This is a genomic window from Dactylosporangium sp. NPDC048998 (assembly GCF_043197855.1).
GTDB lineage: Bacteria > Actinomycetota > Actinomycetes > Mycobacteriales > Micromonosporaceae > Dactylosporangium.
In genome coordinates this window covers 505,603-529,944 of sequence record NZ_JBICTV010000003.1, presented here as the reverse complement: position 1 = coordinate 529,944, position 24,342 = coordinate 505,603, and the positions used below count along the sequence as shown (strand labels likewise).

Annotated in this window: 21 protein-coding genes; 10 read left to right on the top strand and 11 right to left on the bottom strand. The window is 71.7% G+C overall.

Annotation, left to right across the window (positions count from 1 at the left end; all coding sequences use genetic code 11):
* Position 1 precedes the first annotated feature (1 nt).
* Entirely contained in the window at positions 2–1,426 is a 1,425-nt protein-coding gene (locus ACGFI8_RS09885) for an aldehyde dehydrogenase family protein (RefSeq protein ID WP_392802464.1), read from the bottom strand.
* A 115-nt stretch (positions 1,427–1,541) separates the two neighbouring features.
* Here ACGFI8_RS09885 and ACGFI8_RS09880 point away from each other — a divergent pair, with 115 nt between their 5' ends.
* The 5 genes from ACGFI8_RS09880 (at position 1,542) to ACGFI8_RS09860 (ending at position 7,619) form a co-directional block, all read left to right on the top strand.
* Entirely contained in the window at positions 1,542–2,972 is a 1,431-nt protein-coding gene (locus ACGFI8_RS09880) for a gamma-aminobutyraldehyde dehydrogenase (RefSeq protein ID WP_392802462.1), read from the top strand.
* Positions 2,972–4,306, top strand: coding sequence for a 4-aminobutyrate--2-oxoglutarate transaminase (gene gabT / locus ACGFI8_RS09875; protein ID WP_392802460.1), 1,335 nt, complete (start codon positions 2,972–2,974; stop codon positions 4,304–4,306). Before ACGFI8_RS09880 ends, gabT begins: the two co-directional genes overlap by 1 nt.
* A gap of 104 nt (positions 4,307–4,410) precedes the next feature.
* Entirely contained in the window at positions 4,411–5,697 is a 1,287-nt protein-coding gene (locus ACGFI8_RS09870) for a GAF domain-containing protein (protein WP_392802457.1), read from the top strand.
* 9 nt (positions 5,698–5,706) lie between these two features.
* The gene (gene adh / locus ACGFI8_RS09865) at positions 5,707–7,230 is read left to right on the top strand and encodes an aldehyde dehydrogenase (RefSeq protein ID WP_392802454.1); all 1,524 of its coding nucleotides are present in this window, start codon (positions 5,707–5,709) and stop codon (positions 7,228–7,230) included.
* A 2-nt stretch (positions 7,231–7,232) separates the two neighbouring features.
* Entirely contained in the window at positions 7,233–7,619 is a 387-nt protein-coding gene (locus ACGFI8_RS09860) for a DUF779 domain-containing protein (RefSeq protein ID WP_392802451.1), read from the top strand.
* Here ACGFI8_RS09860 and speB read toward each other — a convergent pair.
* The 6 genes from speB to ACGFI8_RS09830 all read right to left on the bottom strand — a co-directional run bounded on the left by speB (position 7,602) and on the right by ACGFI8_RS09830 (position 14,012).
* On the bottom strand, positions 7,602–8,603 hold the full coding sequence (gene speB / locus ACGFI8_RS09855; RefSeq protein WP_392802448.1) for an agmatinase: 1,002 nt from the start codon (positions 8,601–8,603) through the stop codon (positions 7,602–7,604). The two genes, ACGFI8_RS09860 and speB, sit on opposite strands and share 18 nt — an antisense overlap.
* Positions 8,600–9,805, bottom strand: coding sequence for a saccharopine dehydrogenase family protein (locus tag ACGFI8_RS09850; protein WP_392802445.1), 1,206 nt, complete (start codon positions 9,803–9,805; stop codon positions 8,600–8,602). The genes speB and ACGFI8_RS09850 overlap by 4 nt, the downstream gene beginning before the upstream one ends.
* Before the next feature lie 19 nt (positions 9,806–9,824).
* Positions 9,825–10,631, bottom strand: a complete 807-nt coding sequence (locus ACGFI8_RS09845; protein ID WP_392802443.1) for an ABC transporter permease — start codon at positions 10,629–10,631, stop codon at positions 9,825–9,827.
* A complete protein-coding gene (locus ACGFI8_RS09840) occupies positions 10,631–11,539 on the bottom strand; it encodes an ABC transporter permease (protein WP_392802440.1) in 909 nt (302 codons plus the stop codon). The genes ACGFI8_RS09845 and ACGFI8_RS09840 overlap by 1 nt, the downstream gene beginning before the upstream one ends.
* An 85-nt stretch (positions 11,540–11,624) precedes the next feature.
* Positions 11,625–12,770 carry an ABC transporter ATP-binding protein gene (locus tag ACGFI8_RS09835; RefSeq protein WP_392802437.1) on the bottom strand — a complete coding sequence of 382 codons (1,146 nt, stop codon included), beginning with the start codon at positions 12,768–12,770 and terminating at the stop codon, positions 11,625–11,627.
* Between the two features lie 3 nt (positions 12,771–12,773).
* Positions 12,774–14,012, bottom strand: a complete 1,239-nt coding sequence (locus ACGFI8_RS09830) for an extracellular solute-binding protein (RefSeq protein WP_392802434.1) — start codon at positions 14,010–14,012, stop codon at positions 12,774–12,776.
* A gap of 293 nt (positions 14,013–14,305) precedes the next feature.
* On the opposite strand from ACGFI8_RS09830, the gene ACGFI8_RS09825 reads away from it, so the two are divergent.
* From ACGFI8_RS09825 to ACGFI8_RS09810, 4 genes are read left to right on the top strand one after another with little or no spacing between them, the layout of a single operon-like run.
* Complete coding sequence (locus ACGFI8_RS09825; RefSeq protein WP_392802431.1) at positions 14,306–14,761, top strand: Lrp/AsnC family transcriptional regulator; 456 nt, start codon at positions 14,306–14,308, stop codon at positions 14,759–14,761.
* Positions 14,758–16,140: an aspartate aminotransferase family protein gene (locus tag ACGFI8_RS09820; protein WP_392802428.1), complete on the top strand. Its 1,383-nt coding sequence runs from the start codon at positions 14,758–14,760 to the stop codon at positions 16,138–16,140. Before ACGFI8_RS09825 ends, ACGFI8_RS09820 begins: the two co-directional genes overlap by 4 nt.
* Positions 16,125–16,712, top strand: coding sequence for a pyridoxamine 5'-phosphate oxidase family protein (locus ACGFI8_RS09815; RefSeq protein WP_392802425.1), 588 nt, complete (start codon positions 16,125–16,127; stop codon positions 16,710–16,712). Before ACGFI8_RS09820 ends, ACGFI8_RS09815 begins: the two co-directional genes overlap by 16 nt.
* Positions 16,709–18,055: an NAD(P)/FAD-dependent oxidoreductase gene (locus ACGFI8_RS09810; RefSeq protein ID WP_392802422.1), complete on the top strand. Its 1,347-nt coding sequence runs from the start codon at positions 16,709–16,711 to the stop codon at positions 18,053–18,055. The genes ACGFI8_RS09815 and ACGFI8_RS09810 overlap by 4 nt, the downstream gene beginning before the upstream one ends.
* A gap of 28 nt (positions 18,056–18,083) precedes the next feature.
* Here the strand turns inward: ACGFI8_RS09810 and ACGFI8_RS09805 are convergent, their stop codons facing one another.
* Positions 18,084–18,533, bottom strand: a complete 450-nt coding sequence (locus ACGFI8_RS09805) for a metallopeptidase family protein (RefSeq protein WP_392802419.1) — start codon at positions 18,531–18,533, stop codon at positions 18,084–18,086.
* 118 nt (positions 18,534–18,651) lie between these two features.
* Here ACGFI8_RS09805 and ACGFI8_RS09800 point away from each other — a divergent pair, with 118 nt between their 5' ends.
* A complete protein-coding gene (locus tag ACGFI8_RS09800) occupies positions 18,652–19,005 on the top strand; it encodes a DUF3499 domain-containing protein (RefSeq protein WP_345134832.1) in 354 nt (117 codons plus the stop codon).
* A gap of 83 nt (positions 19,006–19,088) precedes the next feature.
* Here ACGFI8_RS09800 and ACGFI8_RS09795 read toward each other — a convergent pair whose 3' ends face one another.
* The 3 genes from ACGFI8_RS09795 to ACGFI8_RS09785 form a co-directional block, all read right to left on the bottom strand.
* Entirely contained in the window at positions 19,089–19,346 is a 258-nt protein-coding gene (locus tag ACGFI8_RS09795; RefSeq protein ID WP_033364663.1) for a WhiB family transcriptional regulator, read from the bottom strand.
* Between the two features lie 618 nt (positions 19,347–19,964).
* Positions 19,965–22,481 (bottom strand): bifunctional FO biosynthesis protein CofGH, encoded by a 2,517-nt coding sequence (locus ACGFI8_RS09790; RefSeq protein ID WP_392802415.1) that lies wholly within the window; start codon positions 22,479–22,481, stop codon positions 19,965–19,967.
* A gap of 105 nt (positions 22,482–22,586) precedes the next feature.
* Entirely contained in the window at positions 22,587–24,296 is a 1,710-nt protein-coding gene (locus ACGFI8_RS09785) for a hypothetical protein (protein WP_392802413.1), read from the bottom strand.
* Between the last annotated feature and the right edge of the window lie 46 nt (positions 24,297–24,342).

Below are 24,342 nucleotides of genomic sequence, written 5' to 3'. Positions count from 1 at the left end.
CCTACAGCTGCAGGCCGGTCAGGACCATCACCCGTTCCTCGGTGTAGTCGGTCATCGCGCTGGCGAGCCCCTCGCGGCCGATCCCGCTGGCCTTCGCCCCGCCGTAGGGCATCTGGTCGGCCCGGTAGCTCGGCACGTCGCCGACGATCACGCCGCCCACGTCGAGCACGCGGTGCGCCTCGAACGCGCGGTCGAGCCGCCGGGTGAAGACGCCGGACTGCAGCCCGTACTGCGAGGCGTTGACGGCCGCGAAGCCGTCGGAGTCGGAGCCGACGCGGGCCAGCACCAGCACCGGGCCGAAGACCTCCTCGCTGACGACCTTCGCGTCCGCGGGCACGCCGGTGAGCACGGTCGGCGCGAAGGAGGCGCCGTCCCGGGTGCCGCCGGCGAGGAGCTTGGCCCCGGCCGCGACGGCCTCGCCGACCCACGCCTCGACCCGCTTCGCGGCGTCCTCGCTGATCAGCGGCCCGACGTCGGTGGCCTCGTCGTTCGGGTCGCCGGTCCGCTGCGCCTCGACGGCGGCGATGAGCTTGTCGGCCAGCGCGTCGTAGTGCCGGTCGTGGACGTACACCCGCTGCACCGCGATGCAGCTCTGCCCGGCCTGATAGTTGGAGAACGTGGCGATGCGGCCGGCGGCCCAGTCCAGGTCGTCCCAGTCCTCGCAGACCACCACGGCGGCGTTGCCGCCCAGCTCAAGGGTCACGTGCTTGCGCGGCACGGCGTCGCGGATCTGCCAGCCGACCGGCCCGGAGCCGGTGAACGACACGACCGGCAGGCGCGGGTCGGCGACCAGGGCGGGCGCGCGGTCGTTCGGGATCGGCACGATCGACCACATGCCGGCCGGCAGCTCCGTCTCGGCCAGGATCTCGCCCAGCAGCAGCGCGCTGAGCGGGGTCGCGGGGGCAGGCTTGAGCACGATCGGCGCGCCGACGGCCAGCGCCGGGGCGACCTTGTGCGCGACCAGGTTGAGCGGGAAGTTGAACGGCGCGATGCCCAGCACCGGGCCCTTCGGCACCCGCTTGACCAGCGCGATCCGGCCGGTGGCGGCCGGGTCGGTGTCGAGCCGCTGCAGGGCGCCGGAGAACCGCCGGGCCTCCTCGGCCGCCCAGCGGAACGTCGACACCGCGCGGGAGACCTCGCCGCGCGCCCACTTCAGCGGCTTGCCGTTCTCGGCGGTGATCAGCCGGGCGACCTCTTCGGCGCGCTCCTTCAGCCGGGCGCTGACGTGGTCGAGCGCGGCCGCCCGGGCGCTCGCGGGCAGGGCGGCGGCCTCGGCGGCGACGGCCGCGGCCGCGGCCACGGCCTCCTCCACCTGCTCCGGGGTGGCGTTCGAGGTGCTGCCGACCGGGCGCCCGTCATACGGGTGCCGGATCTCGACGACGTCGTCGCTGCTTGCCGGGCGGCCGGCGATGAAAAAGGGGGTCACGACCCCACACTAATCCCTGGCTCGGCCGGTTCACAGCGCGGAAACAGTTGCCCAAGGGGTTGTGTACTGCGGATTCGATGGAAGGATGTGGCTGCCGGCACTCAAAGGAGTGGACATGACCAAGCAACTACAAAACTTCATCGACGGCGCCCACGCGGATCCCGCCGACGGCCGTTACTCCGACATCATCGACCCCTCGACCGGCGAGGTCTACGCCTCCGCGCCGGTGTCGAGCGCGGAGGACGTCGACCGCGCTATGAAGGCGGCGGCGACGGCGTTCGAGACCTGGCGCGACGCCACGCCGGCGGAGCGGCAGAAGGCGCTGCTCAAGCTCGCCGACGCGATGGAGGACCGGGCCGCCGAGATCATCGACGCGGAGGTCCGCAACACGGGCAAGCCGCGGGCGCTGACCGCGAGCGACGAGTTGCCCCCGTCGGTGGACCAGATCCGGTTCTTCGCCGGCGCCGCCCGCGTGCTCGAGGGCAAGTCGGCCGGCGAGTACATGAAGGGCCACACCAGCTACGTGCGGCGCGAGCCGATCGGCGTCTGCGCGCAGGTCACGCCGTGGAACTACCCGCTGATGATGGCGGTGTGGAAGATCGCGCCGGCGCTCGCCGCGGGCAACACGGTCGTGCTCAAGCCGTCCGATACCACGCCCGCCTCCACGCTGCTGCTGGCCGAGATCGCGAGCGAGTTCCTGCCGCCCGGCGTGCTCAACGTGGTCACCGGCGACCGGGAGACCGGCCGGGCGCTGGTCGCCCACCCGACGCCGCAGTTCGTGTCGATCACCGGCTCGGTGCGGGCCGGCCGCGAGGTGGCCGGGGCGGCCGCGCCGTCGCTCAAGCGCACCCACCTGGAGCTCGGCGGCAAGGCCCCGGTCGTGGTGTTCGACGACGCCGACCTGGCCGCCGCGGCCGAGGCGATCGCCGTCGCCGGCTACTTCAACGCCGGCCAGGACTGCACCGCGGCCACCCGGGTGCTGGCCGGCCCGGGCATCTACGACGACTTCGTGGCCGCCCTCGCCGAGCAGGCGGCCGCCACGAAGACCGGCGCCCCCGACGACGAGGACATCCTCTACGGCCCGCTGAACAACGCCAACCAGCTGGCCCGGGTCGGCGGGTTCATCGACCGGCTGCCCGACCACGCCAAGCTCAACACCGGCGGCGCGCGGGTCGGCGACAAGGGCTTCTTCTACGCCCCGACCGTCGTGTCCGGCCTGCGCCAGGACGACGAGATCATCCAGGACGAGGTCTTCGGCCCGGTCATCACCGTGCAGCGCTTCTCCGACGAGGACGAGGCTGTGCGCTGGGCCAACGGCGTCGAGTACGGCCTGTCGTCGTCGGTCTGGACCCGCGACCACGGCCGCGCGATGCGCATGAGCCGTCGGCTGGACTTCGGCTGCGTCTGGGTCAACGCGCACATCCCGATCGTCGCCGAGATGCCGCACGGCGGGTTTAAGCAGTCCGGCTACGGCAAGGACCTGTCCATGTACGGGCTGGAGGACTACACGCGGATCAAGCACGTCATGCACAACATCGAGCTGTGATGTCAGCGTCAGGGGAGCTTTCGAGCGACATCCACAAGCGCCGCGCGGCCGCCGTCGCGCGAGGTGTCAGCAGCATGATCTCGTCGTACGTCGACCACGCCTCCGGCGGCACGCTGTCCGATGTGGACGGCCGCGAGTGGGTCGACATGGCCGCCGGCATCGCCGTCACCAACGTGGGCAACTCGAGCCCGCGGGTCGTGGCGGCGGTGCAGCGGCAGGTGGAGCGGTTCACCCACACCTGCTTCATGATCGCGCCGTACGAGGGCTATGTCGCGGTCTGCGAGCAGCTCAACGCGCTCACGCCGGGCTCGTTCGAGAAGCGCTCGGCCCTGTTCAACTCGGGCGCCGAGGCGGTCGAGAACGCGGTGAAGATCGCCCGGCACGCCACCGGCCGGCGGGCGGTCGTCGTGTTCGACCACGCCTACCACGGCCGGACCAACCTCACCATGGCGCTCACGGCCAAGGACATGCCGTACAAGCACGGCTTCGGCCCGTTCGCCGGCGAGATCTACCGGGTGCCGATGTCGTACCCGTTCCGCGACGGCCTCGACGGGCCCGACGCCGCCGCGCTGGCGATCAACACGATCGAGAAGCAGGTGGGCGCGGACCAGGTCGCGGCGGTGCTCATCGAGCCCATCCAGGGTGAGGGCGGTTTCCTGGTGCCGGCACCGGGCTTCCTGCCGTCGCTGGCGGCCTGGGCGAAGGCCAACGGGGCGCTGTTCGTGGCGGACGAGATCCAGACCGGCTTCTGCCGTACCGGCGACTGGTTCGCCTCGACCCACGAGGGCATCGAGCCCGACATCGTCACCACGGCGAAGGGCATCGCCGGCGGCCTGCCGCTCGCCGCGGTGACCGGCCGCGCGGACGTCATGGACGCGGTGCACGTGGGCGGCCTCGGCGGCACGTACGGCGGCAACCCGGTGGCCTGCGCCGCGGCGCTCGCGTCGATCGAGACGATGCGGGAGCTCGACCTGTGCGCCGCGGCCCGCCGGATCGAGTCGGTGATGCTCCCCCGCCTGCGCGCCCTGCAGGAGGAGCACCGGTTCATCGGCGACGTCCGGGGCCGCGGCGCGATGCTGGCGCTGGAGATCGTGGTGCCGGACTCCGCAACGCCCGGCTCGCTGACGGCCGAGCGCGGCTTCGCCCGGGGCGCCCCGCTGGGCGCGACCCCGGATCCGGCGAAGACGGCGGAGATCCAGCGGCGGGCGCACGAGGCCGGGCTGCTGCTGCTCACCTGCGGCACCTACGGCAACGTGATCCGCTTCCTGCCCCCGCTCGTCATGGACGATCCGACGCTGGAGCGCGCCCTGGAGATGCTGGCCTCCGCGCTCTGATCCGGCTATTGCAGTGAAAGGCCGGTAGAAGGCCCGGCCGGGGCGCCCACCTCACGTCCCGGCCGGGCCTTGGCGTTCCCGGGTGACGCGGGTCACTATGGGGCATGCACAATCCCTGGTTGGCCCTGCCCGCGGGGGCCGATCCCCGCGAGCGGATCAGCCAGAACGGGCGCGCCCGGGACGCGTTCCTCGGCGGCGGCCGCGTCGGCGGTCAGGTCCGCGACGTCGTCGCCGAGTCGTGGCGGCGCAGCGCCGCGGCGCACCTGGACCCGGACGCCACCGCGCCGGTCGACCTGGGCGACGAGGAGCTCGAGGACTACCGCGGCGCGCACCCGCTGCGCCGCGCGCTGCCGCTCTTCCGCGACCTGCTCGGCAGCTTCGCCGACGACGGTGACCACCTGATGGCGATCTGCGACGCGCACGGGCGGCTGCTGTGGGTGGAGGGGCACCCGACCGTCGTGCGCCGGGCCGAGGGCATGAACTTCGTCGCGGGCGCACGCTGGGACGAGACGCACGCGGGCACCAACGCACCCGGCACCGCGGTCGCCGTCGATCACGAGGTGCAGATCTTCGCCACCGAGCACTTCAGCCGCCGGGTGCAGCGCTGGACCTGCTCGGCCGCGCCGATCCACGATCCGCGGACCGGGCGGCTGCTCGGCGCGATCGACGTGACCGGCGGCGACCACCTCGCCAATCCGCACTCCCTGGCCCTGGTACTCGCAACGGCCCGCGCCGCCGAGGCGTACCTGGCCACGCTGCCGTCCGCGGCGCCGCCGGGGCCCTCCTACGGCGCGCTGGGCCGCGACGCCGGGGTACTGTCGATCGGCGGGCGCTCGCTGCGGCTGAGCCGGCGGCACAGCGAGATCGTCGCGCTGCTCTGCGCGCACCCGGAGGGGCTGACCGGCGACCAGCTGGCGCTCGAGCTCTACGGCGACGAGCCGGTCAACCCGGTGACCCTGCGGGCCGAGCTGTCCCGGCTGCGCCACGCGCTCGGTCCGCTGTTGGTGTCCCGGCCGTACCGGCTGCGCGAGCCGGTGCTGTCCGACTTCGCGGAGATCTCGGCGCACCTCGCCGCCGGCGACGTCGCCGCGGCGCTGCGCGCCTACCATGGGCCGCTGCTGCCGCGCTCGGAGGCGCCCGGCATCGTGCGGCTGCGCCGGCTCGTCGAGGGCCAGCTGCGCGCCGGCGTGCGGGCCAGCGGCGACCCCCGGCTGCTCGCGGCGTGGACCGAGGCGAGCTGGGGCGCCGAGGACCTGTGGATGTGGGAGGCGCTCGCCGCGGCGCTGCCGGCCGGCTCGCATCGGCAGGCGCTCGCGCTGGAGCGGGTGGCGCGGCTGTCCGAGGAGTACGCGCCGCCGGACGCAACGTGGTTGCAACGTCGCCGTAACTAACTTCCGGGCATGACCCGCTACGCAGCCCCCGGCCAGGACGGTGCCCTGGTCGGATACGAGCCCCGCTACGACCACTGGATCGGCGGCCAGTACGTCAAGCCGGTCCGCGGCCAGTACTTCGAGAACCCGACGCCGGTGACCGGGCAGACGTTCTGCGAGATCGCCCGGGGCACGGCCGAGGACGTCGAGGCCGCCCTCGACGCGGCGCACGGCGCCGCCGACGCGTGGGGGCGCACCCCCGTCGCCGAGCGCGCGAACATCCTCAACAAGATCGCCGACCGGATCGAGGCCAACCTGGAGGCCCTCGCCGTCGCCGAGACCTGGGAGAACGGCAAGCCGATCCGGGAGACGCTGGCGGCGGACCTGCCGCTGGCGGTCGACCACTTCCGGTACTTCGCCGGCGCCATCCGCGCGCAGGAGGGCAGCCTCGGCGAGCTCGACGACGACACCGTCGCCTACCACTTCCACGAGCCCCTCGGCGTCGTCGCCCAGATCATCCCGTGGAACTTCCCGCTGCTCATGGCCACGTGGAAGCTGGCGCCCGCGCTCGCCGCCGGCAACGCCGTCGTGCTCAAGCCGGCCGAGCAGACCCCCGCGTCGATCCACGTGCTCATGGGCCTCATCGCCGACCTGCTGCCGCCGGGCGTGGTGAACATCGTCAACGGCTTCGGCGCCGAGGCGGGCAAGCCGCTGGCGAGCAGCCCCCGGGTGGCCAAGGTCGCCTTCACCGGCGAGACCACGACCGGGCGGCTGATCATGCAGTACGCCAGCGAGAACATCAAACCGGTGACGCTGGAGCTCGGCGGCAAGAGCCCGAACATCTTCTTCGACGACGTCTCGTCCGCCGACGACGCGTTCTACGACAAGGCGCTCGAGGGCTTCGCGATGTTCGCGCTCAACCAGGGCGAGGTGTGCACCTGCCCGTCCCGCGCCCTCGTCCAGCAGGGCCACTACGGCGAATTCATGGACGCCGCGACCGAGCGCGTGCGGGCCATCCGCCAGGGTCACCCGCTCGACACCGAGACGATGATCGGCGCCCAGGCCTCCAACGACCAGCTCGAGAAGATCCTGTCGTACCTCGACATCGGCCGCCAGGAGGGCGCGAAGGTGCGCATCGGGGGCGAGCGCGCGGACCTCGGCGGCGAGCTCTCCGGCGGCTACTACGTGCAGCCGACCGTCTTCGAGGGCGACAACGCGATGCGCATCTTCCAGGAGGAGATCTTCGGCCCGGTCGTCTCGGTGACCTCGTTCGCCGACTTCGCCGACGCCATCAAGATCGCCAACGACACGCTCTACGGCCTCGGCGCCGGCGTGTGGACCCGTGACACGAACACGGCCTACCGCGCGGGCCGGGCCATCCAGGCCGGCCGGGTGTGGACGAACTGCTACCACGCCTACCCCGCCCACGCGGCCTTCGGCGGCTACAAGCAGTCCGGCATCGGCCGGGAGAACCACAAGATGATGCTGGAGCACTATCAGCAGACGAAGAACCTGCTGGTCAGCTACTCCCCCAACAAGCTCGGGTTCTTCTAGTCATGGACCGGGTGGCGGTGACCCCCGCGGCGGCCGGCCTGATCCGGTCGCTGCGGGGCACGCACGGGCCGCTGATGTTCCATCAGTCCGGCGGCTGCTGCGACGGCAGCGCCCCGATGTGCTACCCCGCGGGCGAGTTCCGCACCGGCTCCGCCGACGTCCTGCTGGCGTCGCTGGCCATCGACGGCGTCGAGGAGCCGGTGACGTTCTGGATGTCGCGCGCGCAGTTCGAGCGGTGGCGCCACACGCACCTGACGGTGGACGTGGTGCCGGGCCGCGGCAGCGGCTTCTCGCTGGAGGCGCCGGAGGGCGTGCGGTTCCTGATCAGGTCCCGCCTGCTGACCCCGGAAGAGCAAGCCTCCCTGGACGCCTCAACGGTCGGAGAGTAGGGGGCGGCGGGGGTTCCAGGGGTCGCCGCGGCGGCGAGCCGCGATCGCCGACAGGGACTCCAGGACCACTCGGTTGGCCAGGTATGCCGTGATCTCGGCGTGGTCGTACGGGGGGCTCACCTCCACCACGTCCACGCCGACGATCGGCAGCTCGTAGCAGCAGCGGCGGACCGCGTCCAGGAGCTGGCGGGAGGTGAGGCCGCCCGGCTCGGGGGTGCCGGTGCCGGGGGCCATGCCGGGGTCGACGACGTCGACGTCGACCGAGAGGAAGACGCCCTCGCACTCGTCGGTGGCGATCCCGAAGGCCTCGCCGAGGCACTCGTCGAGGCCGCGGGCGACGATCTCGGTCATCTCGTACGAGCGCATGCGCTGCCCGGCCATCCAGTCCAGCGTCTCCGGGCCCGGCCAGTAGCCGCGCAGGCCGATCTGCAGGAAGCGGTCGCCGCGCACGGCGCCGGACTCGATCAGGCGGCGCATCGGCTGGCCGTGGCCGATCAGGGAGCCGAACTCGACGTCGCCGGTGTCGGCGTGGGCATCGAAGTGGACCATCGACACCCGGCCGTAGCCGTGCTTGCGGGCCACGCCCGTGGCGTCGGGCCAGGCGATGGTGTGGTCGCCGCCCAGCACGAGCGGGATCGCGCCCGCGTCGGCGACGGCGAAGACGGCCTCCTCGAGCGCCTGGATCGAGGCGGCCGCGTCGCCGGCGTACATCTCCACGTCGCCGGCGTCGAGGACGCGCAGGTCGCGCAGGGCGTCGACGCGCAGGGCGAGCGACGGGCGGGAGCCGTCGTGCGGCAGGTAGCAGGCCTGGCGGATCGCCTGGGGGCCGAAGCGCGTGCCGGGGCGGTGCGAGGTGCCGCCGTCGAACGGCGCGCCGATGATGACCACGTCCGCGCCCTCGAAGGTGGACCGCTCGGCGAGGTCGCACGGGGGCACGCCCAGGAACGTGATGTCCGGGCCGAACATCGGGCCGTAGCGGGTCATAGTTCCTGAATACCCCAGGGCGAGCCGTACTCGGTGAGGAGATCGAGGAACGGGCGCGGCGGCAGCGCCTCGGGGCCGAGCACACCGGTGCCCGACCACGTGCCGGCGGCCAGCAGTTCGAGGGCCACGACCGGGTTGATCGCGGTCTGCCAGACGACGGCCTGGGAGCCGTACTCGCGCATCGTCCACGCGTTGTCCACGACGTGGTAGAGGTACGTGGCCCGTGGGCGCCCGTCGCGGCCCAGGCCGGTGACGTAGGTGCCGGCGCAGGTACGGCCGTGCATGCGATCGCCCAGCGTGGCCGGGTCGGGCAGGCAGGCGGCCACGACGTCGCGCGGTGAGACGTCCACGCCGCCGACGCGCACCTTCTTCGTCGAGTCCAGGCCCAGCTTGTGCAGGGTCTTGAGGACCTCGATGAACTCGTTGCCCAGACCATACTTGAAGGTGACCCGCCGCGCGTCGACCCAGCGCGGGATGAGCAGCACCTCCTCGTGCTCCACGTTGACGCACTCGACGGGGCCGATGCCGGCCGGGAAGTCGAAGATCTCCGGCTCCGAGAACGGCTCGGTGACGTACCAGCCCCGGTTCTTCTCGTAGATGACCGGCGGGTTGAGGCACTCCTCGATCGTCGTCCAGATCGAGAAGGAGGGCGCGAACTCGTAGCCCTCCACCACCAGGTCGGATCCGTCGCGGACGCCCACGTCGTGCACCTCGGCGAAGAGGGTGTCGGCGGCGTAGCGGGCGAAGACGTCGGACAGGCCGGGCTCCACGCCGATGCCGACGAGGGCCAGCCGGCCGGCCGCCGTCCACCGGTCCTCGACCGCGAACTGCTCGTCGCCGAGCTTCACGCCGGTCAGCTCGTACGGCCGCTCGGGGTGCGGACGGGACAGGGACATCGCCATGTCCAGGTAGTGCGCGCCGGCCGCGAAGGCGCCGTCGAACACGGGCATCACGAACCGCGGGTCGACGGCGTTGAGTACGTGCGTGATCCGCAGGCTCCGGCAGAGCTCGGCGACCGCGGCCGCGTCGGAGGCGTCGATGGAGGCCGCCGTGAACCGGGGGTCGTCCACAGAGGACACGGCGGCCTGCGCGCGTGCCGAGTCGTAGTCGGCGACGACGCAGTGATCGAAGAACTGACGGCGGGCGGCGATGCGCACGGCGGCGGTGCCGACGCCACCGGCGCCGACGATGAGAAGTCGCATAGCTGGGTCGAGCCTTTCGTTACCCGGCCTTACGGCGCAGGCGCGGCAGCTGTCCGATGAGGACGATCAGGAACGAGATGAGGAACATCGCGGTACCGATCACGTTGATCTGGGCTGGGATACCACGCTGGGAGGCGCCCCAGACGAACATCGGGAACGTGACCGAGGTCCCGGAGTTGAAGTTGGTGACGATGAAGTCGTCGAAGGACAGCGAGAACGACAGCAGCGCCGCGGCCACGATGCCCGGCATCACCAACGGGAGCGTGACGCGCATGAACGTCTGCCGCTCGTCGGCGTAGAGGTCCATCGCCGCCTCCTGCAGCCGCGGGTCGAGGCCGGCCAGGCGGGCCTTGACCGTGACGACCACGAACGACAGGCAGAACAGGATGTGCGCGATGACGACCGTCCAGAAGCCCAGCGGCACCCCGGACGCGACGAACAGCGCCAGCAGCGACGAGCCCATCACGATCTCCGGCGTCGCCATCGGCAGGAAGATCAGCGTGTTGGTGGCGCCGCGGCCGCGGAAGGAGTGCCGGGCCAGCGCGAAGGACATCAGCGTGCCGAGGATCGTCGCGCCCACCGTGGCGACCAGCGCGATGGTGATGCTCAGCAGGAAGGCGTCCTGGATGCCCGCCACGCCGAACGGGTTCTTCCAGTTGTCGAGCGTGAACTTGTAGTTGTCGAGCGTGTAGGGCGCTTTCTGCCTGGAGTCGCGGAACGACATGGCAGCCACCACGCCGATCGGCACGAACAGGTACAGCAGCACGATCAGCCCGATCGCCAGGACCCAGTGGTCGGCGACGAAGCGGCGCAAACGGTGGACCATCAGAGCACCTCGTCCGTTCCGGCGCGCTTGACGTAGACGAAGACCAGCACGAGGATCGCCGCCATCAGCGTGAACGACAGCGCGGCCGCGGCGGGGTAGTCGCCGACCTTCAGGAACTTCGACTGGATGACGTTGCCGATCATGTACTGCCGGCTCGTGCCCAGCAGCTCGGCGTTGATGTAGTCGCCGGCGGCCGGGATGAAGGTGAGCAGCGTTCCGGCCACCACGCCCGGCATGGACAGCGGCAGCACCACCCGGGTGAACCGCGCGATCGGCCGGGCGTAGAGGTCCCCGGCGGCCTCGATGAGGCGGGGGTCGAGCTTCTCCAGGCTGGCGTAGAGCGGCAGGACCATGAAGGGCAGGAAGTTGTACACCAGGCCGGCGATGACGGCGGGGGCGGTGGCGAGCAGCCGGTTGTCGGGCAGCGGGACGTGCAGCGCGTTGAGCACCGCGACGACCGTGCCGTTGTCGGACAGGATGACCTTCCAGGCCAGGGTGCGGATCAGGAAGCTGGTGAAGAACGGCGCGATGACGCAGATGAGCAGGACGTTCTTCCAGCGGCCGGCCTTGAGCGCGATGGCGTAGGCCAGCGGGTAGCCCAGGAGGAGCGAGAAGAACGTGGTCAGCGCGGCGTAGCCGATCGACCGGCCGAACTGGGGCAGGTAGGCGGAGACGGCGTCCGGGTAGTTGCTGAACTGCCAGGTCATCGCGTAGCCCTCCTCGAGCGACCCGTTCGGGTCGTAGAGGCTGGTCGCGAGCAGCTGGACGCACGGTATCGCGAAGAAGAGGATCAGCCACAGGCCGCCGGGCAGCAACAGGAGGTACGGCAGCCATTTCTTTCTGGGTTGTTCCAGCTTGACCGGGGTCGCGGACCCCGCGCCTGCACCCACATGCCCCAACGCACTCATGCCGTCACCTCCGCTGCGCTCCGGCAGCGGCATGAGTTGAACCTGCGTTTCTGATGAGGGGCCACTCCGCTTCGCTCCGTACCCCTCATGCCGCCACTTCCTCCGGGTCCACCACCGGGGCATGCGTCTCGCCGGCCGGGCGGGCCAGCAGGAACGCGTGCTCGGGGCGCCAGTGGACGGTGACCTCGCTGGCCACGGCGAGCGGCGCGGCGACGCCGGAGTTGGGCACGAACACGGTCAGCTCGTCGCCCCACGGCGCGCGCACCAGATACTGCGTGCTCACGCCCATGTACGAGGAGTCGGTGACGATGCCGGTCACGCTCTGATGGCCGTCGGGCACGACCTGGGTGGTGAGGTGCAGCTTCTCCGGCCGCACGCCGAGCCAGACCGTGCCGTCGGTGGCGCGGGCGCGCGCCGCGGGCACGGTGTAGCGGCCGCCGTACGCCTCGACGAGCAGATCGGCGCCGGAGCGGCCGCGCACGTCGGCGGCGAGCAGGTTGGACTGGCCGAGGAAGTTGGCCACGAACGCGGTGCCGGGGAAGTCGTACATCTCGACCGGCGCGCCGAGCTGCTCGATGCGCCCCGCGTTCATCACCGCGACCGTGTCGGCCATCGTCATGGCCTCCTCCTGGTCGTGAGTGACGTGGACGAACGTGATGCCGACCTCGGTCTGGATCCGCTTGAGCTCGACCTGCATCTGCCGGCGCAGCTTGAGGTCGAGGGCGCCGAGCGGCTCGTCGAGCAGCAGCACCTGCGGCTGGTTGATCAGGGCCCGGGCGAGCGCGACGCGCTGCTGCTGGCCGCCGGACAGCTGCGACGGCTTGCGCTTGCCGAAGCCGTCCATCTCGACCAGGTGGAGCATCTGCTCCACCTGGTCGGCGTACTTCCTGACGCCACGCCGGCGCAGGCCGAACGCGACGTTGTCGCTGATGGTGAGGTGCGGGAAGAGCGCGTAGCTCTGGAACACCGTGTTCACCGGGCGCTTGTACGGGCGCAGGTGTGTCACGTCCTGATCGCCGAGCAACACCCGGCCAGCCGTCGGCTCTTCGAGGCCGGCAATCATCCGCAGGGTGGTCGTCTTGCCGCACCCGGACGCACCGAGCAAGGCGAAGAACGACCCCCGGGGCACCGTGAGGGTGAGGTCGTCGACAGCCGTGAAGGCCCCGAACCGCTTCGTCACGTCGACCAACTTGAGGTCGGCGCCGCTGGCACCGTGTTGCTGCTCGGTCATCTATCAGGCTCCACGAACCGACTCGAACTTGGCGGAGTACTTCTTGTCCTCATCCTCGGACAGCGCCCGGAAGGGGTGCGTCTTCGCCAGCGTCGCGGCGTCGGGGAAGATGAGCGGGTTGGTGGCCATGTCCGGGTCGATCTTCTGCATGGCCTCCTGCGCGCCCTGGACGGGGCAGATGTAGTTCACCGAGGCGGCCACCTCCGCGGCGACCTCGGGGTCGTAGAAGTAGTCGATGAGCTGCTCGACGTTGGCCTTGTGCGTCGCCGGCGCCGGGATCAGCATGTTGTCGGACCAGAGCATCAGGCCCTCTTCCGGCGTGACGAACTTGACCTGCGTGCCCTGCTCGGCATTGATCTGGATGATGTCGCCGGACCACGCCATGCAGGCGGCGATGTCGCCCTTGGCGAGATCCTCCTTGTAGTCGTTGCCGGTGAACTTGCGGATCTGGCCGGAGGACACGGCCTTCTTGAGCTTCTCCAGCGCCGCCTCGTAGTCGGCGTCGGTCACGGTGGCGGGGTCCTTGCCCATCGACAGCAGCACCAGGCCGACCGTGTCACGCATCTCGCTGAGCACCGCGACCTTGCCCTTGAGGTCGGGGCGGGTCAGCAGGTCGTCGATCGTGCGGATCTCCTTCGCGACCTTGGCGTTGTACGCGAGGCCGGTGAAGCCGGACTGCCACGGCGCGGCGTGGGTCATGTCCTTGTCCCACGGCCGGTTGCGCAGCGTGGCCAGGACGTTCTTGGTGAAGTTGGGGATCTTGGCGTTGTCGAAGGGCTGGACCCAGCCCAGGCCGACGACGCGCGAGGCCATCCAGTCCGTGAGGATCATCAGGTCACGGTCGATCGACTGGCAGGCCTGCAGCTGGTTGCGGACCTTGCCGAAGAACTCGTTGTTGTCGTTGATGTCCTCGGTGTAGGTGACCGCGATGCCCGTCTTCGTGGTGAAGTTGTCGAGCGACGGGTGCTTCTTGTCGTCGTTGCTGTCGACGTCGATGTACAGCGGCCAGTTCGAGAAGTTGATCTTCTTTTCGGTCGCCGAGGCGTCGGTGCCGACGCAGGCCGCCTTGTCGGACTCCGGCTTCTTCGCGGGCTTCGTGCCGCAGGCCGCCAGGGCGCCGCCGGTCGCAACGAAGGCACCGCCGGCCAGCAGGCCGCGCATGAGGGTCCGGCGCGACAGGCCGGTGGCATTGATGACCGCCTGCGCTTCTGGAGAGAGCGGCGGGCGAGAAGGGTTTCGCACGGGGGGCTCCTACGGATCTCGGTGCCGGTCGACACTTCTGGGGGGCGGTGACCGACGACTGATCCTGACACGCGATGGCATCGCTCACAAGGGATTCCGTCGTCACGATCGGGCCGCACAACGAAAAGCGCTATGTAGTCACGCCGTGGTTACAACTGTCACCTCCCGGAAACACGATGGGTCAGTCTGCCACGGTTCCGTGATCGACGGCATCCCTAACGAATCCGCAGATCTCTCGTTAACTGGCCGTGGAATTAGTTGCCAACCGCGGGCTCCTAGGCAAGAATCCACACGTGACCGAGCCCGTCCTCGACGACGTCAACAAGCGCATCATCGAGCAGCTGCAGCGCGATGGTCGCATGTCCTACGCCGCCCTCGCCAAGGTCGTCGGCCTCTCCGAGGCCGCCGTGCGCCAGCGCGTACAGCGGCTGCTGGACACCGGCGTCATGCAGATCGTGGCCGTCACCGATCCCCTCACCCTGGGCTTCGCGCGGCAGGTGATGATCGGGATCAAGGTGGAGGGGGACATCCGGCCGGTCGCGAAGGCCCTCGCCGCGGTGCCGGAGATCGATTACGTGGTCATCTGCGCCGGCGGGTACGACCTGCTCGCGGAGCTCGTGTGCACCGACGACGAGCACCTCCTCGACCTCATCAACGACACAGTACGGAGCATCCCCGGCGTGACCGCGACGGAGACCTTCGTCTACCTCAAGCTCGCCAAGCAGACCTATGCGTGGGGGACCCGATGACCATCGACCAACAACCTGACGCCGCCACCCTCGACTCGGCGGCGCGCGAGCACCTCTGGATGCACTTCACGCGCCTGTCGGCGTACGCCGACGCGCCGGTGCCGGTGATCGTGCGCGGCGACGGACCCTACATCTACGACAGCAACGGCCGGCGCTACCTCGACGGCCTGTCCGGACTGTTCGTCGTGCAGACCGGGCACGGACGGCAGGAGCTCGCCGACGCGGCCGCCAAGCAGGCCGCCGAGCTCGCCTACTTCCCGCTGTGGTCGTACGCCCACCCGAAGGCGATCGAGCTGGCCGACCGGCTGGCCGAGATCACCCCCGGCGACCTCAACCGGGTCTTCTTCACCACCGGCGGCTCGGAGGCCGTGGAGAGCGCGTGGAAGCTCGCCCGCTCCTACTTCAAGCACACCGGCAAGCCGATGAAGACCAAGGTGCTGTCCCGCGCGATCGCCTACCACGGCACGTCGATGGGCGCCCTGTCGATCACCGGCATCCCCGTGCTCAAGCAGGACTTCGAGCCGCTCGTGCCGGGCGCGTTCCGGGTGCCCAACACCAACTACTACCGCCGGCCGGACGAGTCGATGACGCCCGAGCAGTTCGGCGTCTGGGCCGCGGACCGCATCGCGGAGGCGATCGAGTTCGAGGGCCCGGACACGGTGGCCGCGGTGTACCTCGAGCCGGTGCAGAACGCCGGCGGCTGCTTCCCGCCCCCGCCCGGATACTTCGAGCGCGTCCGCGAGATCTGCGACCGCTACGACGTGCTGCTGGTCTCCGACGAGGTGATCTGCGCGTTCGGCCGGCTCGGCGAGTACTTCGGCGCCAAGCGCTACGGCTACCAGCCCGACATCATCACCTGCGCCAAGGGCCTCACGAGCGGCTACGTGCCGCTGGGTGCGATGCTCGCCTCCGACCGGCTGGCCGAGCCGTTCCTGGGCGGCACGAACTGGTTCGCGCACGGCATCACCTACGGCGGGCACCCGGTCGGCTCCGCGGTGGCGCTGGCCAACCTCGACATCTTCGAGCGCGAGGGGCTCAACGCACACGTGCGCGACAACTCGCCGCTGTTCCGCTCGTACCTCGAGCGCCTCTACGACCTGCCGATCGTCGGCGACGTGCGCGGTGACGGATACTTCTTCGGCATCGAGCTGGTCAAGGACAAGGCGACGAAGGAGACGTTCGACGACGCCGAGTCCGAGGCGCTGCTGCGCGGTTTCCTGTCCAAGGCGCTCTTCGACGCCGGGCTGTACTGCCGCGCCGACGACCGCGGCGACCCGGTGATCCAGCTGGCCCCGCCGCTGATCTGCGACGAGAGCCACTTCGCCGAGATGGAGCAGATCCTGCGTTCGGTGCTGACCGAGGCATGGGCGCGCCTGTAGAGCGCACGCGGATCCGCCGCCTGCCCGACAAGGCGGTCCGCGAGCGCGAGGCGCTGCACGGCGTGCTCGACGCGGGCATGGTCGCCCACGTCGCGTTCGTGGACGACGACCAGCCGTACGCGATTCCGGTCGCGTACGGCCGGGACGGCGACACGGTGCTCTTCCACGGCTCGACGGGCAGCCGGCTGTTCCGGCTGCTCGCCGGGGGCGCCCCCTGCTGCCTCTCGGTGACGCTGCTCGACGGGCTCATCCTGGCGCGCAGCGCGTTCGAGGCGTCGATGCGGTACCGCTCGGCGATGGTGCTCGGGCGCTGCACGGTGATCGAGGACCAGGTGGCCGCGCTGCGCACGATCAGCGAGCACCTGGTGCCCGGGCGCTGGGACGTGGTCCGCCCGCCGTCGCGCAAGGAGCTGGCCGCCACGCTCGTGCTGGCGCTGCCGCTGGACGAGTGGTCACTGAAGGTGAGCGACGGCTGGCCCGAGACCTCGCCGGAGGACGAGGGCTGGTCCCCGCCCACCGGCGTCATTCCGATCCGTACGGTGCTGGACGACTTCGTCGAGGGCGAAGCATGAGCTTCTGGATGTCGGTGCTGCCGGAGCTGCCGTCGCGGCCGGCCCTCCCCGGGGACGCCGAGGCCGACGTGTGCATCGTCGGCGCCGGGTACACCGGCCTGTGGACCGCCTACTACCTGGCCAGGGCCGACCCCTCGCTGCGCGTCGTCGTGCTGGAGGCGCAGACCGCCGGCTTCGGCGCGAGCGGCCGCAACGGCGGCTGGTGCTCCGCGCTGTTCCCCAAGTCGGTGGCGGCGCTGGAGCGCACGTACGGCCGGGAACGCGCGCTCGCCCTCAACGCCGCGATGGAGGCATGCGTCGACGAGGTCGGCCGGGTCGCCGCGGAGGAGGGCATCGACTGCGACTACGCCAAGGGCGGCACCGTCGTGCTGGCCCGCACGAAGGTGCAGCTGGAGCGCGCCCGGCACGAGGCCGAGGAGGCCGCCGGCTACGGCATCGACCTGCGCCTGCTCTCCGCCGAGGAGGCGTCCGCGCGGGTCGGGGCGACCGGCGTGCTCGGCGGGACGTACACGCCGCACTGCGCGGCGATCCAGCCGGCCAAGCTCGTCCGCGGGCTCGCGTCGGCCTGCGAGCGCCGCGGCGTGCGCATCTTCGAGCACACGCCGGTGACCCGGCTCTCCCGCGGCCGCGCCGAGACCCCGCACGGCACCGTCCGCGCCCCGATCGTCGTGCGTGCCACCGAGGGCTTCACGCCGCTGCTGCCCGGCATGCGGCGGGCGATCGCGCCCGTCTACTCGCTGATGGTCGCCACCGAGCCGCTGCCCGAGTCGTTCTGGGCGAGCGCGGGCCTGGCGCAGCGCGAGACGTTCTCCGACCACCGGCACCTCGTCATCTACGGCCAGCGCACCGCCGATGACCGGCTGGCCTTCGGCGGCCGCGGCGCCCCGTACCACTACGGCTCGGCGGTCGACCCGTCCTTCGACCTGGAGCCGCGCGTCTTCGCCGAGCTGCGCCGCACGCTGGGCGAGCTCTTCCCCACGCTCGGCGACGTGCCGGTGGAGTACACCTGGGGCGGGCCGCTGGGCATCGCCCGTGACTGGATGGCCTCGGTCGGCCTCGACGCCTCGACGGGCCTGGCGTGGGCGGGCGGCTACGTCGGCGACGGCGTCGGCACGTCCAACCTGGCCGGCCGCACGCTCGCCGATCTCATCCGCCGGGCGGACACCGACCTGGTGCGCCTGCCCTGGGTCGGGCACCGGTCCCCACGCTGGGAGCCGGAGCCGCTGCGCTGGCTGGGCGTCAACACGAGCCTGCGGGTGATGACCGCCGCCGACGCCGCCGAGGCGAGAACCGGCCGCCCGTCCCGCCGCGCCGCCCTGATGTCCCGCGTCCTCGGCGCCTGACCGCTGCTCCACCGCGCGGCGCGGCGGGTCAGGACTCGAGGTCGTCCGGGGAGACGCCCAGCAGGTTGGCCACCTGCTCGATGATCACGTCGTGGACGAGGTCGGCCAGGTCGTCGTGGTCGGCGGCGCGGAACTCGAGCGGGCGGCGGTACAGCACGATCCGCGGCGGCACGCCGTGGCGGCCCGGGCGGCCCGGCAGGAGCCGGGCCAGCGGCACCTCGCCGTCCTCGAGGACGTCGGAGTCGTAGACGTTGAGGTCGGGCGGGACGTCCTCGACCGCGAACTCCACGCCGGCGAGCTCCTGCGAGAACCGCTGCTCGAGCTGCTCGACGGAGTCGAGGACCAGGTCGTCGAACATCTCGGCACGGGTGCGGGACATCGGCAGCGACGCCGGCACCAGGCGGCCGCGCAGACCCCGGCCATGCCGATCACGACCGCGCCGTCCCGGTCCACTGCGTCGTCGGTCTGGGCTCGCCACGATGTCAGCGTAGCGCCAGCACACCCTATCGCCCGAGTGAGCGTGTCGCCGTGGTCACCCCGGCGTGTCGCGGGGCTTCCGGGACGGCGCGAAGGCCTTGGGGAGATACCGTTCGGCCGTGAGGACCCCACGTCGATGCTCGCGCAACGGTTGCCCCCGACCCCCCGTTGCGACGTTGACGTACGTTTATGCCGAATCGACCGCAGTTGTCGGTCCGCTGGCCGCATTCGCCGAGCCGCACTCCTACGACCTTTGCGAATCGCACGCCCGCGGGCTCACCGCGCCGCGGGGTTGGGACCTGGTACGGCACGAGGGCGAGTACGGCCCGCCCCCGCCGACGAACGACGATCTGGTCGCGCTCGCCGAGGCCGTGCGCGAGGCGGCCCGGCCCGCACCGCGGCGCGAGGAGCCCGACCAGCAGCATCCACTCGGGCGCCGCGGCCATCTGCGCGTCATTCCCCCCGACGCATAAACATAAATACCCGGCGCATTTATCACGAAAAGGGCGCCGACCCCATTTCGGAAGTCGGCGCCCCATTTCAAAATCCCGATCTGCTAAGCAGCCCGTCGCTTGAGCTTGCGGCGCTCGCGTTCCGAGAGCCCGCCCCAAATCCCGAACCGCTCGTCGTGTCCCAGCGCGTACTCCAGGCAGTCCGCCCGTACCTCACAGCGCGAGCAGATGCGCTTGGCCTCGCGCGTCGACCCGCCCTTCTCCGGGAAGAATGCCTCCGGGTCGGTCTGTGAACACAGAGCGCGCTCTTGCCACTCCGGAGCGTTACCCAGCAGGTCGGCCACGACTGGTCGGCCGTCCATCAGCGTGCCTCCTTCTTGCGCACCGGCGTCAATGCCGGCGCAACCCCCCCACGCGGAAGGCGCATGTCCTACAAGGTTGCTGTACCTCGGCGCGGTGTTCCTTATGTCCGCATGGTGGCGACTTGCTACCAACCCCGCGAACATCCCCCGTGAAATTACACGCGTGTAATGCGTGCGTCGTCAAGCCGAACCTGATAAATAGGCCCGCTCGGGCGACCGCCCACACCCCGCGTCGTACCCATACCGACGCAGCACCGCCGGAGGTAACGGGCGACACGCCGGACGCGCCGGAAGAGTCCCGGCAAGTTTGCTCAACCGGCCCGGGCCGCAGCCGAACTGCGCCGATGTGCGGCGGTGCAGGTGCGCACCCACCCGGTCAAGGTGGCCGGCGGGGCGCTGCTGCTGGCCGTGCTGTTCCCGGGGCGCGCCGGCTGCTGGGCCTGCTCATGCTGGGCGGCCTGGTCGCGGTGGTCGCGATGGTGCCGACGACCGGCGCGCACCCCTAAAGCGACCCGGTCGCGAAGAAGGCCGCCAGATTGGGCACATAACCGAAATGTCGGATATGTCCGTCACGGAGTGGCGGACATATCCGGAAGGCCGCGCCGCGCCGGGCCGCCGTTACGCGTCCGCGGGCACGCGGCCGTAGACGGTGGTCCGGCGGCGCACCGGACGACCGGCCGCCGTGCCGATGGCCTCCAGCTCCTCCGTCGTGCGAGCGGAGCCGTGCTCCGAGCCGGCCATGCGGGAGATGGTCTCCTCCATGAGCGTGCCGCCGAGGTCGTTGGCCCCGCCGCGGAGCATCGCCACCGTGCCCTCGTCGCCCAGTTTGACCCACGAGCACTGAATGTTGTCGATCCGGCCGTGCAGCAGGACCCGGGCCATCGCGTGTACCGCGCGGTTGTCGCGCCAGGTCGGGCCCGGGCGGGCGATGCCGGCGAGGTAGATGGGCGCGCTGTGGTGCACGAACGGCAGCGCCACGAACTCGGTGAAGCCGCCGGTGCGGTCCTGGATGCCGGCGAGGACGCGGAAGTGGCCGAGCCAGTGGCCGGGGTGGTCGACGTGGCCGTACATCATCGTGGAGCTGGACCGGATGCCGAGCTCGTGCGCGGTGGTGACCACCTCGACCCACGCCGACGTCGGCAGCTTGCCCTTGGTGAGCACCCAGCGCACCTCGTCGTCGAGGATCTCGGCGGCGGTGCCGGGGATCGTGTCCAGGCCCGCCTCCTTGAGCTGGGTCAGCCAGTCGCGGATCGACACGCCGGCCTTCGAGGCGGCGGTCACCACCTCCATCGGGCTGAAGGCGTGCACGTGCATTCCGGGCACCCGGTTCTTGACCGCGCGGACCAGCTCGGCATACGCGCCCACAGGCAGCTTGGGGTCGATGCCGCCCTGCATGCAGACCTCGGTCGCGCCGGCCGACCACGCCTCCTCGGCGCGGTCGGCGACCTGCTCGTAGGAGAGCCGGTACGCGTCGGCGTCGCGCTCGCGCTGGGCAAACGCGCAGAAGCGGCAGCCGACGTAGCAGACGTTGGAGAAGTTGATGTTCCGGTTGATCACGTAGGTGATGTCGTCGCCGACGGCCTCGCGGCGCAGGTCGTCGGCGATGCGGACCAGCTCCTCCAGGCCGGGACCGTCCACATTGAACAGCGCGAGGGCGGCGGCCTCGTGCTCGGGCAGCAGCAGCCGCGCCGGGTCGCTCGCGGCCAGCGACAGTCCGGTGTGGACGTCGCCGTCCAGGCGCTGCGGCGCCGCCTGCGGGATGCGCGTGGCCACCTCGTTCCAGTCGCCGTACACCGTGTCGAAGTCGCCCCGCCGGTCCGCGCCGCGCCCCTCCGAGTCGATCGCCGCGAACAGGTCGGTGCGGCCGCTGTCCTCGTGGCCGCCGTCCGGCTCCTGCCAGGGCAGGCCCGCCGGGCGGGCGCCCTCGTCGGCGAGGCCGGTGTCGCGCTCCATCAGGGCCTCGACGTGCGCGGTCAGCCGGGCGTCGAGCCAGGGCTCGCCGCGGCGGGCGTACTCGGGGTAGATGGTCAGGCGCTCCCGCAGTACGAAACCGGCGGCTTTTGTCCGTTCCGCGAGCTCGTCGAGGGCGGGCCAGGGCCGTTCGGGGTTCACGTGGTCCGGCGTCACCGGCGACACGCCGCCCCAGTCGTCGATGCCGGCCCGGATGAGCAGCGCGTACTCGGAGTCGATGAGGTTGGGCGGGGCCTGGATGCGCGCCTTCGGGCCGAGCACCAGCCGGGCCACGGCGATGGTGGCCGCGAGGTCGTGCAGCTCGGCGTCGGGCATCCCGCGCATCGCCGTGTCCGGCTTGGCGCGGAAGTTCTGGACGATGACCTCCTGGATGTGGCCGTACTCCCGCAGCGTCTTGCGGATCGCGAACAGCGACTCGGCCCGCTCGTCGAGCGTCTCGCCGATGCCGATGAGGATGCCGGTGGTGAACGGCACGCCGACCCGGCCGGCGTCGTCGAGCACCCGCAGCCGCACGGCTGGCTCCTTGTCCGGCGAGCCGAAGTGCGGGCCGCCGGGCTCCGACCACAGGCGGGTCGCGGTGGTCTCCAGCATCATGCCCATGCTGGGCGCGACGGGCTTGAGCCGCTGCAGCTCGGCCCAGGACAGCACGCCCGGGTTGAGGTGCGGCAGCAGGCCGGTCTCCTCGAGCACGGCGATGGCGCAGGCGCGCAGATAGGACAGGGTCGAGTCGTAGCCGCGCTCGTCCAGCCAGCGCTTCGCCTGGGGCCAGCGCTCCTCGGGCCGGTCGCCGAGGGTGAACAGCGCCTCCTTGCACCCCTGCCGGGCGCCCTCGCGGGCGATCTCGAGCACCTCGTCGATCTCGAGGTACTCGCCGGGCAGCCGGTGCGGAACGGTCGCGAACGTGCAGTAGTGGCAGCGGTCCCGGCACAGCCGGGTCAGCGGGATGAAGACCTTCTTCGAGAAGGTGATGACGCCCGGGCGACCGGCGTCGACGAGCCCCGCGTCGCGGACCGCGCCGGCGGTCGCCAGCAGGTCGTCGAGGGCCGGGCCCCGGGCGGTCAGGAGCACCGCCGCCTCGGTCGCGTCGAGCGACCGGCCGTCGGCCGCCCGGCGTAGCGCCCGGCGAATCGCGTTGCCTTCGGTACCTCTGCCTTCAGACGTCACGCATTGCAGCGTAGGCCGCCGTCGGGCGGATCCACGTGTGCCCGGCGTGTGACATGTTCCCCGTGGCCGCGGGCGCGCCGCGGCCACGGGGAGGCCGTCACCGGCTCAGTTGCTCGGCGGAATCGCCTGAGTGCGCTGCGTTTCGTCGCCGTCGTCGGCCTTGGTGCCGGGCCGCAGCACCGTGGTGGCATCCGGGTCGGCCAGGGACAGCACGGCGGTGCCCTCCTCATCGGGCTGGGCCGGCGACAGCACCGCCGTGCCCTCCTCCGACTGGGCGGGCGAGAGGCCCGCGGTGCCCTCCGGCTGCGCCGGGGCGAGGCCGGCGGTCGCCTCCTGCGGCTGGGCCGGGGCCAGGCCCGCGGTCGCCTCCTGCGGCTGGGCCGGGGCCAGGCCCGCGGTCGCCTCCTGCGGCTGGGCCGGGGCCAGGCCCGCCGTCACCTCCTGCGGCTGGGCCGGCGCGAGGCCCGCCGTCGCCTCCTGCGGCTGGGCCGGGGCCAGGCCGGCGGTCGCGTCCTGCGTGATGTCGGCCGGCGGGTGGGTGGAGCTGCCGCCCGGCCAGCCGGCCGCGGCGAAGCCGCCGGGCGGCGTCGACGGCCCGGAGTCCGCGGGCGACGCGGAGACCGGCTCGTCGGAGACCGGGGTCGGGGCGGGCGCCGTGTACGCCGCGAACGGCGAACTCAGCGGCGGCGCCGACGCGGGCGCCGCGGAGACCGGCTGCGCCTCGGCCGGCGGGGTGGCCGGGGCGCCGAAGCTGGGCGCCGCGGCGGCCGGTGCCGTGTAGCCGGGGGCCGCATAGCCGGGGGTGGCATAGCCCCCCGAGGTCGGCACGGCCGGGGTCGGGGCACCGGTGATCGGGGCGCCGGTCTGGGCGGCGGATTGGGCACCGGACTGGGCGCCGGTCGCCGGGGTGGCGTAGCCGGGGGCCGCGAACGTACCGGTCGTGGCGGCCTGCGCCGGGTAACCAGTCGCCGCGCCGGCGATGACGCCGGGGGTGACCGCGGGGGCGGTGCCGGTCTGCTGCGCCCAGCCGGTCGTAGCCGGCTGCTGCTGCCCGTAGGCCGCGTATCCCTGGTATCCCTGCGCCGCCGGCTGCGCGCCGGTGACATAGCCGGTCTGCTGGGCGTACTGCTGCTGCGGGTAGCCGTAGCCGGCCGGGTACGGGTAGCCCGGCTGCGCGTACGGCAGCGCGGCCGGCTTCGGCGCGGTGTAGGCGCCCAGGAAGATCCGCGCGGTGAGGAACAGGCCGAGCCCGATGAGGCCGAGGCCGGCCAGGTGCTCCAGGAAGCTCGAGAACGCGTAACCGACCGCGAGGCCCTGGCTCTGGATGTCGCCGATGAGGCCGGCGAGCAGCAGGACGACGCCGATGACGGCGGCCACCGCGTATTCCACCAGCGCGCCGATGACGACGAACTTCGCCCGGGCGGTGACCGGCGCGACCTGCGTGGCCAGCACGACGGCGAGGATCGGCAGCAGGATGATCTGGAAGCCGACGACGTTGCCGAACGACGTCGTCGCCGTGGCGAGGAACGTGTTGAACATGCCGGTGAGCATCTCGATCAGGCCCGCCAGCAGGAAGATCGCGGCGGCGCCGAGCAGCGCGAAGGCGACGATCTCGCGGTAGGGCTCCAGCAGCCCGCGGACCTTGTCGGCGTCCGGCGGCGCAACCGGCGCGGCCGGCATCGGCTGGTGCTGCTGCGCGGGGCCCACGACGGGGACGGCCTGGGTCGCCGGGCCGGCGGCGGGGGGCTGGTACTGGGCCGCGGCCGGGCTCGCGAACCCCCCGGTGGGGGTCGGATCGGGTGGCTGGGTGCTCACTGGCTCTCCCGAGGTGAAACGGTCCGAGTTGCTGTCCGAGTCGAAG